The organism is Paenibacillus sp. MER 180 (assembly GCF_023713665.1).
GTDB classification, from domain to species: domain Bacteria; phylum Bacillota; class Bacilli; order Paenibacillales; family Paenibacillaceae; genus Paenibacillus_B; species Paenibacillus_B suaedae.
Genome location: NZ_JAMAVT010000021.1, coordinates 37,542 through 52,844, shown reverse-complemented (window position 1 = coordinate 52,844; position 15,303 = coordinate 37,542). Strand labels below are relative to the sequence as shown.

The 15,303-nt window shown below is 44.7% G+C and carries 14 protein-coding genes; 9 read left to right on the top strand and 5 right to left on the bottom strand.

The genetic code is table 11. The annotated features are described in order from the left end of the window. The first annotated feature begins 208 nt into the window (after positions 1–208). The 4 genes from M3661_RS25265 (at position 209) to M3661_RS25250 (ending at position 5,260) form a co-directional block, all read left to right on the top strand. Complete coding sequence (locus tag M3661_RS25265) at positions 209–892, top strand: response regulator transcription factor (protein ID WP_065290734.1); 684 nt, start codon at positions 209–211, stop codon at positions 890–892. Then, a complete protein-coding gene (locus M3661_RS25260; protein ID WP_251489620.1) occupies positions 893–1,894 on the top strand; it encodes a sensor histidine kinase in 1,002 nt (333 codons plus the stop codon). A gap of 94 nt (positions 1,895–1,988) precedes the next feature. Then, positions 1,989–2,672: an ABC transporter ATP-binding protein gene (locus M3661_RS25255; protein ID WP_251489618.1), complete on the top strand. Its 684-nt coding sequence runs from the start codon at positions 1,989–1,991 to the stop codon at positions 2,670–2,672. Beyond that, the gene (locus M3661_RS25250; RefSeq protein ID WP_251489616.1) at positions 2,669–5,260 is read left to right on the top strand and encodes an ABC transporter permease; all 2,592 of its coding nucleotides are present in this window, start codon (positions 2,669–2,671) and stop codon (positions 5,258–5,260) included. Before M3661_RS25255 ends, M3661_RS25250 begins: the two co-directional genes overlap by 4 nt. Positions 5,261–5,346: 86 nt before the next feature. On the opposite strand, the gene M3661_RS25245 is transcribed toward M3661_RS25250, so the two are convergent. After that, positions 5,347–6,687 (bottom strand): lytic polysaccharide monooxygenase, encoded by a 1,341-nt coding sequence (locus tag M3661_RS25245; RefSeq protein WP_251489614.1) that lies wholly within the window; start codon positions 6,685–6,687, stop codon positions 5,347–5,349. 855 nt (positions 6,688–7,542) lie between these two features. On the opposite strand from M3661_RS25245, the gene M3661_RS25240 reads away from it, so the two are divergent. Both M3661_RS25240 and M3661_RS25235 read left to right on the top strand, forming a co-directional pair. Next, positions 7,543–8,358, top strand: a complete 816-nt coding sequence (locus M3661_RS25240; RefSeq protein ID WP_251489612.1) for a lipase family protein — start codon at positions 7,543–7,545, stop codon at positions 8,356–8,358. A gap of 35 nt (positions 8,359–8,393) precedes the next feature. Beyond that, positions 8,394–9,245, top strand: a complete 852-nt coding sequence (locus M3661_RS25235; protein WP_251489610.1) for a lipase family protein — start codon at positions 8,394–8,396, stop codon at positions 9,243–9,245. Positions 9,246–9,446: 201 nt separating this feature from the next. Here the strand turns inward: M3661_RS25235 and M3661_RS25230 are convergent, their stop codons facing one another. The 4 genes from M3661_RS25230 to M3661_RS25215 form a co-directional block, all read right to left on the bottom strand. Beyond that, positions 9,447–9,761, bottom strand: a complete 315-nt coding sequence (locus M3661_RS25230; protein ID WP_175400479.1) for a hypothetical protein — start codon at positions 9,759–9,761, stop codon at positions 9,447–9,449. A 212-nt stretch (positions 9,762–9,973) separates the two neighbouring features. Further along, complete coding sequence (locus tag M3661_RS25225; protein WP_251489608.1) at positions 9,974–10,981, bottom strand: alpha/beta hydrolase family protein; 1,008 nt, start codon at positions 10,979–10,981, stop codon at positions 9,974–9,976. A gap of 26 nt (positions 10,982–11,007) precedes the next feature. Beyond that, positions 11,008–11,640, bottom strand: coding sequence for a GNAT family N-acetyltransferase (locus tag M3661_RS25220; protein ID WP_251489606.1), 633 nt, complete (start codon positions 11,638–11,640; stop codon positions 11,008–11,010). After that, complete coding sequence (locus M3661_RS25215) at positions 11,615–12,427, bottom strand: helix-turn-helix domain-containing protein (protein WP_251489604.1); 813 nt, start codon at positions 12,425–12,427, stop codon at positions 11,615–11,617. Before M3661_RS25215 ends, M3661_RS25220 begins: the two co-directional genes overlap by 26 nt. Before the next feature lie 378 nt (positions 12,428–12,805). On the opposite strand from M3661_RS25215, the gene M3661_RS25210 reads away from it, so the two are divergent. The 3 genes from M3661_RS25210 to M3661_RS25200 all read left to right on the top strand — a co-directional run bounded on the left by M3661_RS25210 (position 12,806) and on the right by M3661_RS25200 (position 15,252). Next, complete coding sequence (locus M3661_RS25210) at positions 12,806–13,480, top strand: hypothetical protein (RefSeq protein WP_251489602.1); 675 nt, start codon at positions 12,806–12,808, stop codon at positions 13,478–13,480. 91 nt (positions 13,481–13,571) lie between these two features. Further along, complete coding sequence (locus M3661_RS25205; protein WP_251489600.1) at positions 13,572–13,904, top strand: hypothetical protein; 333 nt, start codon at positions 13,572–13,574, stop codon at positions 13,902–13,904. 52 nt (positions 13,905–13,956) lie between these two features. Continuing rightward, complete coding sequence (locus M3661_RS25200; protein ID WP_251489598.1) at positions 13,957–15,252, top strand: DUF1963 domain-containing protein; 1,296 nt, start codon at positions 13,957–13,959, stop codon at positions 15,250–15,252. Positions 15,253–15,303 lie beyond the last annotated feature (51 nt).

Here is a 15,303-nt window from a genome sequence, read left to right as displayed (position 1 = left end):
CCTTATTCTAGTTTATGATACAAAAAATGTATATCGATGATTTTGTCGCAATTTGGTTTTTTATGTCATAAATAATATATATTTTTATAATGTATGATAAATAATGTTGATTACGCATAAAACCTCTTCCCATCAGAAAATGATAGAGTATATAATGTCGACACGAGGAAGAAAGAATGAATTCAGTCTTAGAGTAGGGGAACTAGTGATGAAGATATTAGTTGTAGAAGACGATAAAACGATCGCGTCCGGATTGGAATATTCACTGCAGCAGGATCAATTTGATACCCTGTTGTGCCATGATGTCGCATCAGCTAAGAAAATGCTCACTGAAAACATTGATCAATTTGCGTTATGTCTGTTCGATTTGTCGCTTCCAGATGGAAGCGGGTATGAACTGTGTAAAATGGTGAAGGAGCGGCAAGATATTCCGGTTATCTTCTTAACCGCGATTGACGATGAGGTCAACGTCGTCATGGGTCTGGATATGGGGGCCGATGATTATATTACGAAGCCTTTTCGAGTTCGCGAACTTCTGTCACGGATCAAGTCGGTGTTGCGGAGATACCATAAACCATCGCAGGCAAAAACAATCATTGATATCGGGAATGTGCGTATCAATACGCTGGAAGGCAAAGTGTACAAGGATCGGGTTGAAATCCTATTGACCGCATTAGAATACCGCTTGCTGCTGATCTTTGCCAATCATATTGGGCAGGTTCTCACGAGAAATCAGCTGTTGGAGCAGATTTGGGATGTTGCCGGCGAATTCGTAAACGATAATACGCTAACTGTGTATATCAAGAGGCTGCGTGAAAAGCTGGAGGATGATCCGCAGCATCCGGCAATGATTAAAACGATCCGTGGATTCGGCTACAAGGTGGGTGATTAGATGCTCCGCAATCGAGAAATACAAATCCTATTGACAGTTATGGTCACAATCAGTGCAGCAGCGATCGCCGTCGCTGCTTTTATATCGCCTGCTGCATTGGCACTTGTTGTTATCTTGTCGCTTCTGCTTATAGGTAGCTGCTTGGCATTTACGAGATGGAGATATCGAGAACTTGAGAAACTTTCAATTTATTTGCGCGAAATCAGCAGCGGCAATGATTCGCTCGACGTACGCGATAACCAAGAAGGCGAGCTCAGCATTTTGAAGAACGATATATACAAAGTGACACTAATGCTATCCGAGCAGCGCTCACTGCTGCAGCGGGACAAAATGCAATTGACGGACGCCATTTCGGATATCTCGCATCAGCTCAAGACGCCGCTTACTTCCATGACGGTAATGGCCGATTTGTTAAGCAGCGCTGATCTGCCGCCAGTCAAAAGAATGGAATTCACCCACAACATTCGAATTCAACTGGAGCGAATCGATTGGCTTGTGTCATCTCTCCTAAAGCTCTCGAAAATAGATGCCAAAACAATTCCATTCAAAAAAGAGCCAGTATTGGTTAAACAGCTTATCCAGCAGGCGCTTGAGCCTGTCCTGATACCGATGGATATTAAGGAACAGACAGTTTCGATCAATGGAGATGACAACGTCTCATTTATAGGTGATTTCAATTGGACAAGTGAAGCGCTCATCAATATTTTGAAAAATGGCGTCGAGCATACGCAGGAAGGCGGAGCAATCGCCATTTCATTTACAGAAAATGCGCTATTTACGGAAATTGTCATTGCCGACAACGGCAAGGGCATACCAAAAGAAGATTTGCCTTACATTTTCAAACGATTTTATAAAGGGAAGCATGCTAGCGAGGGGAGTATCGGCATCGGTCTGGCCATGGCTCACAGTATTATCGCAAGTCAGGGCGGAGTGATCGATGTGAGGAGTGACGGCGGAAAGGGAACCGAGTTTCGGATTAAATTGTATAAGCAAGTCATTTAACCGAAAGTGACTAAATCGTCACTTTCACAGTCACTGGAGAGTCATGTTGGACAGATAAAATGATATCCATCAGCAAAGCTATGGAGGTTAACACATGGAAATTTTACGAATTGAACATCTGTCTAAACAATATGGGAAAGGTGAATCAGCAGTAACAGCACTTGATGATGTATCTTTTTCCGTGCGAAAAGGGGAATTCGTCGCGATTATTGGGCCCTCTGGGTCGGGGAAATCGACACTTCTACATATGCTGGGGGGTGTGGATCGGCCGACAAGCGGCAAAGTGTTCGTTGAGGATACAGACATGTATGCCTTGGACGAAACGCAGCTGGCCATCTTTCGCCGGAGACAAATCGGGCTGATTTATCAGTTCTTCAATCTCATTCCCGTCCTGACCGTGGAAGAGAATATGACGCTGCCGCTTTTGTTGGATAAACAAAAGGTAGATAAAAAACAATTGGAGGTCCTTGTAGGGACATTGAATTTGCAGCATCGGCTAAACCATCTGCCTAATCAGCTATCTGGCGGACAGCAGCAAAGGGTCTCGATTGGCAGAGCGCTCATTAGCAATCCTGCGATTATGCTTGCAGATGAGCCGACAGGGAATTTAGACAGCAAAAATAGCAGTGAGATTGTTGACTTGTTAAAGATGTTAAATAAAACCTATCAACAGACGCTGATCGTAATTACACACGACGAACGAATCGCCTTGCAGGCCGATAGGATCATTTCCATTGAAGACGGAAGGATTGCCAAGGACGAGGTGATCCGTCCATGAACATCGTCAATACACTCACGATCAGACATTTGAAGCAAAATAAAAGGCGCACGCTGGTTACGATCATAGGCGTCATCATTTCGGTTGCCATGGTGACGGCTACAGCAACGCTTGGCTTTTCTTTCTTGGATCTCATGAAAAGGCAAACCATCGCAGATAGTGGGGAGTGGCATGTCCTTTATAAAGGTTTAAGCAAAGAACAGCTTGCAGCAATACAGAACGATGATGCAACCAAAGTCGTCACGATCACCAAAGACATCGGATATGCGCCGTTAATAGGGGCGGAGAATTCAAGTAAGCCCTATTTGTTTATCCAGGCGTATAATGCACAGGGTTTCACACATTTTCCTATTCAGTTGAGCAAGGGACGACTTCCTCAAACGGACAAGGAGGTCGTGATTTCGGAAGCCATAGTGAAGAACGCAAAGGTCAACTATGAAATTGGCGATCACTTAACCTTGTCAATCGGCGAACGATTCGAGAAGGGCAGCGATCAACCGTTGGATCAAACGAGTTCATTGAGTCGCGAAGATGGAAAATTGACTGAATCCTTGCAGAAAATTACGAATAAGGAATACACGGTGGTAGGCTTCATCAAACGTCCTGTCATGGAACCAGCATGGTCCCCTGGTTATACCATCATAAGCTATATTGATGAAACCACTATAAAGGCAACGGATCGTGTCAATGCGGCAGTTGTCCTGAAAACCGTTAATCAATCCTTATTCGATCATGCTGAACAGCTGGCGAAAAGCAACAACATCGATTCCGTCCAATACAATTACGATTTGCTTCACTATTATGGCATGTCGAAAAGCGCCGCCTCGAACAGCATGATGTTCTCCTTAATGTTCATCATCATAGCGGTCATTATGATCGGTTCGGTTTCGTTGATTTACAATGCATTTGCAATTTCCGTCTCGGAGCGTTCCCGTCATCTAGGAATGCTAGCAAGCGTCGGGGCTACCAAGCGGCAGAAGCGGAATTCGGTGTTCTTAGAAGGTGTCATCATCGGAGTAATCAGCATACCTATCGGGATCCTGTGCGGTCTTGCTGGGATAGGGATAACCTTCTTGTTCATTAATCCCATCATTCAAGGGGCACTTGAGACTACAGAAAAATTAACACTCATCATTACGCCAATGTCGCTCCTGATTGCCTGTGTTGTTTCGATATTGACGATTTTCATTTCGACATTTGTCCCGGCAATTAAAGCTTCCAAAATCTCTGCTATTGACGCAATTCGCCAAACTGACGATGTGAAGCTTACAAGGAGAGCCGTGAGAACGTCGAAGCTCATGCGCAAGCTATTCGGCATCGAAGCTGAAATAGGATTAAAAAATATAAAACGAAATAAGCGAAGATACCATGCCACCGTATTTTCACTCGTTATCAGCATACTCCTATTTTTAACGGTGTCATTTTATACCGCCAATCTAAAGCAATCCCTAGTACTCTCACAGGAAGGTGTTAATTACGACATTCAACTCTGGTACAGCAATGGAAAACGATTAGACGATTCGACGGTTCAATCGATTGTATCCCTTGATGATGTGAGCGAATACAATGTGACTGAAAGCCACATGGTCAACGCCTGGATCGAGGAAGCTGCCATCGCCGATGAGCTGCAAGAAGCGGTCAAGAAGGATAGGAGCGTACTGAAGGAAGGAAAGTACCTTTATGACATAATGATTAATGCCATGAATGATTCGAGCCTACAAGCCTATGCCAAAGCGGTTGGCGCAAATGTCGAACAGCTGATGAATCCGGATCATCCCGCCGCGATCGTGGTGGATACGCTTCATTATGAGGACGAGGCGACCAATAAATTTGTGCAAACGAAGGCTATTAATGCCAAAATCGGTCAGAGTTTCCGGTTGAGCTATATAGATGAAGAAACAAATAAAGAAACAGAATCCAAAGAGGTAACCATCGCTACAATGACGGATCAATTGCCAATGGGAATGCGTTCAGATAGATTAGGGAGGTTAGATATTATCGTATCCAAACGCGTCTTCGAACGACTCATTGACGTAAAGAGAAAGGAATTCGTTTCGTCTCATTTATATGTAAAAAGCAAAGATCCTTTGAAGACTCAGCAAGAGATTGAAGAAATCAGAGATTCTAATCTGTTCTTTTTGAATGAATACCAGTCCAGAGTCACAGAAGAACGAAGAATTTTGGTCATGTCCGTATTCTCGTACGGCTTTATCATATTGATTTCAGCCATCTCTATCGCAAACATCTTCAATACGATCTCGACGAGCATATCGCTTCGGAAGCGGGAATTCGCGATGCTGAAATCCGTTGGAATGACGCCTAAAGGCTTTACGAAAATGATGAACTACGAGAGCATTTTTTATGGAATGAAATCGCTCTTGTTCGGCCTTCCTCTAAGCTTCGTCGTCATGTATCTCATTCATATGTCATCGTCGCGTCGATTTAGTTACGAATTTTCTCTTCCTTGGATGAGTATTCTCTTTGTAATTGCCGCCGTATTTGTCATCGTCGGTTCGGCCATGTTATATTCCAGTGCCAAGGTAAAGAAGGAGAACATTATCGATGCGTTGAAGCAGGAGAATATATAAGATCCCGAACAACCCAAAAATAGCCGACAGCAACTCGATTGAGATGCTATCGGCTATATGCATAGCTAATTGATAGCGCGCCGATTCTAAGGGATTACTTTCCACACATCAGCGCCTGAAGAGCCTGGCGTTTCGCCTTGCGTCCACCATTTTGCTTCATAATTCACACCGTTATGCGTTACTTTATTACCGGCTACATACACGGTCGTTGCGCTCCAAGACGGATATGTAGTAGGGGCGGACGGTGTAGTGACGTTTAGAACGTTGCTTGCTAACGATACGTTGCCAGCAGCATCAATCGCTTTAACGGTAAAGGAATACGAAGTGTTTGCCGTCAGACCCGTAACAAGGTATTCCACCGTTGAACCTGAGACAGTCGCAATCAACGTCGTGCCTTGAAATACTTGATAGCCCGTAACTCCGACATTATCCGTAGAAGCGTTCCACATTAATGGAACCGTTGTGGAAGTCGAGCTGCCCATAACATGAAGGCTGCTTGGCGCTGTAGGAGCTACTGTATCCGGACCCGTCACAGGAAGCGTCGTGAAGGTTACCGCATTGCTTGCTGAAGATAGATTTCCGGCGGCATCAACAGCTTTTACCGTAATCGTATACGAAGTATTCGAAGTTAAACCTGTCAAGTTGGCAGTTAACGCTCCGTTTGTCGTTGCGATTTGGTTGGATCCGTTAAAGATCTGGTAGCCGGTTACGCCAACGTTGTCTGTGGAAGCACCCCAAGTGATAGTTGCGTTTGTCGCCCCAATATTGGATGCCGCTGCACCGGTTGGGGCAGTCGGAGCTACATTATCAACGTTCCCACCAAAATTAACGTCAATTACATTATAGAAGGCATTCAAGGTATCGGAAATTTCCCAAACCGCAAGAATAACTTGATAGCCAGTTCGGCTCGGAACGTTGCAAGTGTCGGAGTATGTGTTGCCAGGCAATTTACCGTTGTAAGGCACGTTGCAGAAAGGAGTTAAATCGAAGGAGTCGCGAGTAAGCGGTGCATTAGGATTCCAATTTTGCTTTGTGATGTAATATTTCCAGCTTGTCGTTGCGTGCGGCACTTTAATTTTCCAATTAAATGTCGTCGGTCCCGGGCTTATGTTAACCTTAGTCCAACGCGTCGCGGATTGCTCGTCAAGAGGCGCAAATGCTCCATTAGCACTCGCAATTTTCCCATCGGCAGGGCCTCCCGCCGGGAATCCCTTATGTGCTTCCAAACTATAAGGTTCATAAATAATCAGACCACAGTTCTTATTAACGCCGTCTGCACAAAGACCTGCACGGCTATTGGTCACGTTACCGTGTGCGAATGCCTTATCCCCGAGTATGAGGGACATCGCGAAGAGAAGCACGAGCACGGTGCCGACAGCAAAAAGAAAGTTAAACCGTTTTGCTCCAGATGAACATAAAGTAGACATCAAGAATTTCCTCCATTTCATTCATTTTATTGGCAATGTATAACCGCTGAAATAATCAAATGACACCTCCTTCATAGGCTGATTATATATAAACTCTCATAGGAGCTTATATCAGTTCCTCGCATAACGAATAGATCTGTTGACCAGGTGATAGAAAAGAAATGCATATGATACTGCCGAATCGTGGAAGACGTATTTTAGAGAAATGGGAGTGGCATCATGAAGTAGCAGTAGCTGATTCTTGTCGTTGGGTGATTTGGTGTTAATGTGAGGGATTTCGGAATCGAGTTGCGTTATAGTGAACGCGGACAGTTCGTTCAATCGTTGATCATAGGGTAGGTCTCAAATGGATACGTAACTTGGCAGGAGTACCCGAGCAGAAGCGGGTAGTGCATGTGACAACATCAAATTTATACCCATAAATTACTATGCATTAAGAATATATCATTATATGTTTTCTGTGGCAATTAGTTTGTTTCTGGCAGCATAACTATGTGCATTTTCACCATTTCACCTACTTGCGGACTCAGCATATTTTCTCAGGCCTCACAGACGTATGGCGAAAGTGATAAATAAAAAAGGAGAGCCCGTCAAATGTCGAAGCAGGAGAGTATATAATTGGAAATGCGCTCCAAACCAAAAGCATACATTTGCATGCACGACAGGGTACCAGTGGCGTATACAAAAACTTGTAGGGTAGTGTCGTATGGTCCAACAGGCATATATACGAAGAACACCATATCAATCAGCTGGGCATATACTCAGAATAGGGGAGAATCAAGTTCATTAACCCCATTAATAATTAAGTTCATCATAAAAATTGATCGACTTGGATATAAGAGGAGAATCATTGATATGGGGTCATCTTTTCATAGCAAGACTGCAATCTTGCTTGCTGCTATGTGCTATCAGACGTATCCATTGTACTTAGAAGGAACACTTGTCTTGCCATCGGAGTATAAGCTTATCTATACGATTCGTGCACTTGCAAATGTTGAGAATCCTACTAAAATCGTATTTGGTTTTATTGCAGAGTCCCCAGATCAAATTATTATCGCGTTCAGAGGATATGCGGCCTATCCAGAAGATCTGTTAGCCGCCTATGACATATTACAGGTACAGTATCCCTACGTTCCTAATGCCGGGAATACCTCACGTGGATTTACATGTATATATCGCTCAACAAGAACTAAATTAATTCATGAGTTGAATAAGCTCTCAGCCACAAAGCAACTATATATTACCGGCCACAACTACGGTGGGGCTCTGGCCACGCTAGCCGCGCTGGATATTGCGGTCAACACCAAGTTTAAAAATCCTGTTGTATATACGTACGGGAGCCCTCGTATTGGAGACCCGCGCTTCGCTAACCAATTCAACAATGTGATTAGAAATAAAGTTAGGATTGTGAATATTCATGATTCATTTCCTACGTTTCCTGCTCAGCATTATCCGCCTCCTTTTACGAAGCAGGGGATACGATATCAGCATGTCAAAACTAAGTACCCGCTTGCCTTTCAACTGAATACGGTTACTCGAAATGACAGCATTGCATGTTACTTTACATCTCTCAGCGAGAAAGACCCTGTTTTCGCCGATATGTTATGCAGCAACAATCCCGGTTTTTGCCCCAATCCCGATATATGTGTTCCGTTTGGGGGAACATGCTAGAGGATGAAGATTTGATGAGAAAAGGGAGCTGCCTAATGAAAGAATCCAAATTAGAACACCATTTTGACGCAGAAGACGCCATCTTGCTATCAACCATGATCCATCAGGCCTATCAACTATTTGCACAAGAACCATTTGTACTCCCCAAGGGATTTTCCGTATCATTGATCATTCGTGCTCTTGCTGGCGTTGAAGAGCCGGAGGAGGAAGTGTTCGGTTATATTGCGCAATCCAGTCATCGAATCATTGTCGTCTTCAGAGGAACCCGAACATTTAAGGACAACGAGTCGGATCAAGATTTATATCAGATTCCGTATCCTTTTGTCCCCGAATCTGGACGTACTCATCGCGGATTCACATGTATCTATCATTCAGCAAGGGAAGCGTTGATTAGAGAACTTAGCAAGCTTTCTACATCGAAAACACTGTTCGTGACAGGCCATAGTTTAGGAGGAGCCTTAGCCGTACTGGCTGCTTATGATATTGCAGTTAACACTCCCTTTACGAGACCTATTGTATATACGTACGGAAGCCCACGTGTCGCAAGCCCTGCGTTTGCATCAAAATTCGATCTAACGGTTAAGAACAGCATTCGCATTGTCAATATTCATGACATTATTTCAACCTTGCCGGAACGATCGTATCCGCCTCCGTTTACGAAGGACGATTTAACCTATGAGCATGTGAAGACGAAGTATCCGGTCTCATTTCAGTTGAATAGTTTGGCCAATCGTAATCACGAGATTGTCTGTTATTTTAAAAATCTCAGTAAAAAGAATCCTTATTACGCGAGCTTACTTTGTGAAGAAAATCCAGGTTTGTGTCCGGATACAAGTTGGTGCGTACCGTTTAAAGGAATATGCAGTCCAGTGGAGGAGGAAGGGTAAGCCGATATTAGCCGACTTGAAAGACGGGAAGCTCCAGGAGTCCCCCTCCAGATTGCTGAACGAACTCCTTAATATAAGTCGGAAGACAGTGGAGGGGCTGGCTATACCACAATCATATCTAATTGAAAAAATTGATATTGGCGTAGAACATAAGACCAGCTGGGTTACCAGGCGTGACAGGCGGATTAGGACCCTAGTAGTTCACGACAGTGAACGAAGCGGAAGAATCCCGTATATTCCTCCTGCTGGCAGCGGATCACTGGATATGTTATAAATGCGAATGTTCTGCCAATTATAAGGTAGAATTTCAACCAATCCTGTATTGGCATCCATACTGCCGTCAGTCAATACGGGAGGAGTGAGTGTTGTGTTAAAAGCGGGATTCTGGCCTGAGAGATCGTAGACATCGAGACGTGCAACATGAGCATTATCTGCAAATACAGTAAGACTAACGTCAAGCGATACTGAACTTGCTTCACTACCAACCCCACCACTAAAGGCAGCAAATGCTCTCACCTGGTTATCTGTTGTTGTTGAATCCCAAATATATTCGAGAGTGATATTTGCAAATATACCATTATCATTACTGTACTTGGTGATGTTTGGCCAGACTGGATATTGAGAAATGATATTAATGCTCGAATCGAGCAATTCTTGCGTAAAGGTCAATAAAAAACGAATAGGGTCGGGAATAACCCCGCCCCATCTATCTATATCTGGGTATGATGTTATTTAGGAAGTTTCCTCAGAAACTGCTCAATCGCATCCATATAGCCCGGAATCGTAATTTGTCTGGGTGCGAACAGACTAATGAGCGTTGCTCGTAGATTCGAGTTCACCGTCTGCTTGCTGAGCATCGAGTGATCTGCATCAGGGAAGACTGCTACGGTCATCAACCCTGGCTTTACGATGTCTCGATAGACCCGCTCCGTATCCTTCACATCAACATTTATATCCTCTTGACCTAGAATTAACAATACAGGCGAGTTGAAGTTGTGAAGATCTTCCGTGGCATCCGACATCAAATTTTTGCCGGCAAATATCCATCTGTCTCTCGACATCAAGCTATTTTCACGTGCGATTTTGACATACTCTTCATAGGACGCATGTTTCTCTAACAACTGTCGTACTTGTCGGTTATAGGCAAGTCTGTCTTGAATTTCTGCTTCCGATTTTCCTGCAGCCAGCATTTCACTGCGTGTATTGTATTCACCTTGACTGATCCAGTTGATTGCAGGGGAGAGTAGGAGGCTAAATGCAAGCGGCTCCTGCTTGGCAAGCTTCGGAATGACCCAGCCCGCTTGACTAGCCCCCCACACCCCGATCTGCTTCTCGTCGATCATCGGCTGTTTTTTAGCCCAAGCAATCGCCTGACGGGCTTCTTCCACACGGTCATCAATGCTTTGATGCTCCCAATTGCCTTCCGAACCGTTAATGCCTCTTTTGTTAAGAGACAAAGAAGCATACCCAAGGGAAGCAAGCCGCTCCCATAGCGGCTTGTAGCCGTCCTCGTGCGTAGCGTCAATAGGGCCGTCCCCATGAATGAACAACACAAGTCCCAGCTTGTTTGTATATTTCTTAGGCAGTACGAAGCTGCCTGTTAATTTGCCTTGAGGCGTCTGGATTTGAACAGCTTGTTCATCCATGTCAAAGTTGTGTTGATTCAAAATATACAGTCCAGCACCGCCAAAAATCAGAACTATCAATAGTAAGGATATCGCTATCTTCTTTTTCATCTTATTTTCTCCTTGTGAAAAGCCCTCTATGATTTCAATTTTCGGGTCATATAATGCCATTTTCCTTCATTGAAGAAGAAGTGACGCAGAGTACTATATTCTTGTATATGGGTAGAGAAGGATAACTGCTCATACAGCTGTTTTGCCCGTGGATTCGTACCTGCGACATGCAAGCTTAGTATGCTCAGACTTGGTTCTGCTAGCGCAAACTGCTGCGCCCATTCCAACAGCAATCTTCCAATTCCCTTGCTTCGATGATCGGGGTGGACAGCCACGTCAGCAATATAACATTCCTTAGCTAACGGCTTATGCTCTAGTAGGGACAATCCGATTACCAGTTTAAGAAATGCCCATTTTCCAATGAAATGATAATCCTTCCACGAAGGAAGATTGCTTGTTGCCTGTTGAACTTCTGCATTCGCACTCCATTTGATCGATAAAGTGCCGATCACTTCACCCGCTTGCAGCGCGACAACCCTCAAGCTTGCCGGTTCAGCAGGAAAGGAATCCAGCATCTTCTCGAAAAAAAGCGCAAGATTCTCCTCACTCAAGTTCGCAAGGTGTTGGAATTTCCCGTGAAACCCGTGGACGAGCAATCGGCCAACGTCGGCATTGTACTTGGGCTGCATCGGTTCAATCGTTATCCGCGCCACAGACATGATCATAGCCTCCTTCAGATTTGGCAACCGGCTCTATTAACGTTTGTAGTTCGTAGTGAAGCTTGTTGTTGCTGAACAGTGACAAATACGATTTCTCAATGACAATCAAGGGCCCCAATACAACATAAGATTGCCCAGAAGCATATTCATAGAACTGTTCTACAACTTGATCAAGCTCATCGACTTCTTGAATGGCGCACTGCATCGCCAGGTAATCTCCCTCCGGCACAGAAAAATCGCCAGGGGCTTGCGTCTCCAGACATAAGGTGCTCAGACTAGAACCATCATCGATGTAGTGAATATCCATCTCAAATAAGTTCGGAATAGATTTCTGCTGCTCCACCAATTGTTTGGCAGTTAGCTTTGTCTGGGGATACATCTCGATCCACCGTGTGAAATACCTAGGTTCTCGCTGCTTGATTTGGTATGTGCTGGTCGAGTTTATTACGTTCTGCTGTTCGTGCAGCACCTTTTGGATAAACTGTTGGAGTTCCCTAAGACGCTGCATTTCCGCTTCGATATCTCGCAGGGATGAATGAAGCAGCTGTCGGTATTGAGCTCCAGAATAAGAGGTCATGCATTCCTTAATGGACGAGACAGGCACCTCCAGCTTGCGAAGCAGCAGAATTTGCGCCAGCTGGTATACTTGCTCCATGTCGTACATGCGATACTGGTTGTTATCTATGTAGCTCGGTTGAAGTACGCCTTTCTCTTCAAAATACCGGATTTGATGAACAGACACATTCATCAGCTTCGCTAACTCGCTAATTGTAATTTCACTTTTCATCACGTCCACTCCTAGGGGGGGGAAACTTGGAATAACTCAACGATACACCTTAGGTCTGACCTAAGGTCAAGTGTTTGTTGTAGATTTATTTTATATAACAGAAGTGGATGTGTCTTTTGATCTAATGACCGCATCAACATTTATAAGGAACAAAGACGCAAACAAGTAGGACTAAGGTATCTTTCCCTAAATACTAGTGGGCTGTAAGGTTGATTGCTAACTTCCTTACCCCGTATACTATCCATAATCAGGAATGGAATCCTTTCCTTCTACTTGATCTATCAATGGAACATAGGACTCCGATTTCCTGATTTTTTTATCTGTAGTATGAAGATGAAGGGATTGATCCTACTGATTAGCGACATGGGGAAGGTGCTAATGGATAAACAATCATACGCGAGATATTTACTCCAGCTCATGGATGAAGATGTAGAATCCGATGATGCGGTCATCGAAGATAATGAGCTGTATGGATATTTTCAAATGTATATGCCGAGCGGTAAAGGGGTGGAGGCTACCTTTGAACCGTTGCAAGATGGAGAGGCCTATTTACAGCGGATTGTACAGATGTATGACATCCTCGATCCCGCGGATTTTGGCGGAGACACAGTTCCAGGCTATTTTAACAGTAAAGTTGCAGATGTGCCTGAAGTGGTGCTGAGAGGACATGGCGAGCAGCTTATTAAAGGGCTGAAGGAGCTGCTTCAAGAGTTTGAACAAATTGAGGGTGCGGCAGATGCAGCAGCATACCTATCTAGAATCAAAGAAGTTCAGCTGCTGCCGCATGGGAAGATAGACAAGATCCGCCAATCTCACGATCCTGATGTTTATGAGGCGCTGTTTGAAGTTGTCAGTGAGCACAAGGATTACGATGCACCGATTGAAATACTGGATGAGGCCTATTACTCGATTGCCTGCGATTATTGGATATCTTATTATTTGCAGTGGCATCGCTACGGACTTAAGGGCGACCCGTTCGCACCTTATTTCGAGCTATATAGGCTCGGATATTCCGCAATCTTCTCAGAGTACAAATTGCTCATTGGCTCATGAACAGTAGTGGTATGCTAATGCGTTAAAACGAGAGACAAATAGAGTTGAAAGAGGCGAGGTTGCTGTGATAACACCAAATGAGATCTCAACTATGATTCGTGCCGACGGTTTCTTCGAACGTGTTTTCGAAAAAGAAGGGGACTGGGACGCACAATTAGACGCTAGAGAATCAACTGCATTCGATGCGGCATGGAACTCTAGCTACGAAACCATACATAAGAAAGACCCCACTGAAAGTGCGACAATTCGAGATATTAGAGAATATGCATTCAAGCAAACGTTTCGGCTCACGCAAAATTCCGAGCTGGCTAGTTATGTGTCTGACGACCTCGGTCTCATTGCTAAGGCCTTCGATAGCAAGCTCGCCAATGCATTTGTTAGTAAACTCTGGAGTTCCTATCTTAAAGGGCAGTTTCCGAAATGAATCGATTCGTGATCGATAAATAAAAGAAACATCAGATGGAGGGTACTCAGCTATGGCAGAACGAATTCCATGCAAAACGGAAGGCTGCAGCTCGACGATCCTGCCGACTACGGCGGCTAAAACAGGCGGTATCTGCATGCCCTGCCAACAGGAACAGGTACGTCAGGAACAGCAAGCGTATATTGAGCAGCATCGTAAAACAGTGAATTTGTATGAAGGCTTAACGAACCCGGTAGACATTTTGAAGGTTATGCATGCACAAAGAACGTATAACCCGCTAATTCAATATGTCGATTACCCGCATAGCAAGGAACACATCTATGTATCCTTAACGGCTGCAGAGGCGGAGCAAATGCTGAAGTATGCGGTGGAGCTACTGGATGCAGGGAATGAGGACGAAGCGGAACAAATTCTACTATCCCTCGTATGTTACCGAAACGATAATATCTCAGAAGTTCTGCCCAAGCTTATAGAGCGTGATATGTATTATCCCTCGATCTTATTTAAGGATGCGCCGTCCGAAATCCGGGATCACCTCCTGCAGCAAGTAGAATGGGACGTCGACAACCGTAATCATCTACTGCTCATACTGAGCTGGATCGGTGACGCAGAGGTTGTGAGACAATTTGAGCAATGGTGGCTGAATCCGCCGAAGTGGGTGGAGCAGTTGTTCGTCAATCCTGACGTGTATGCACTGGAGGCGGGCTGGGAGCTTGCATCGAATGGGGAAAGACGCGAATTGATTAGTGAGCTATGCTATGCGATTCGGTCAACGGATGAACAGCCGATACCTTCAGGAGCAAAAACGTCTGCTGCGCACTTCCTAAAGACGAGCAACTCCAATTGTCCATGGTGTGAGAGGAAGCTCACTGTCTTGATGGACGCGGACACCACTCATCCATCCTTGGCGTATCTCGGTATGCCTACGAAACGCCTGCAAGTGGCAACATGCGAGCTCTGCGGAGGCTTCAACACCATTTACATGGAGCTCGATCAACAGGGAGAACCGATCTGGAGTCGGTTTAATCAGAAGCCCGATTATTTGCCTAACTGGGATGACGAGGACAGCAGCGTTACGGTTGAAGAAATTAAGCTTACTCTATCATCCGAGCCGCACTCTCCGTACTATGCTGCGACTTGGACATTAACACAGCAAGATTCGCAAATCGGAGGCCACCCAAGCTGGGTGCAGGATGCAGACTATCCGCATTGCCCTTGCTGCGCCCAAAGAATGCGGTTTATCGGTCAGCTGGACTGGGCTGATTTCGACCAGTATGGTGAAGGCATTTTCTATATGTTTATTTGTACAGAGGATAGGATGACGGCTACATTATATCAGCAGAGTTGATCCACGCTCAGGGATCAGAGCTCAACTGAGTAGCCGGTGAAAGCATATTCA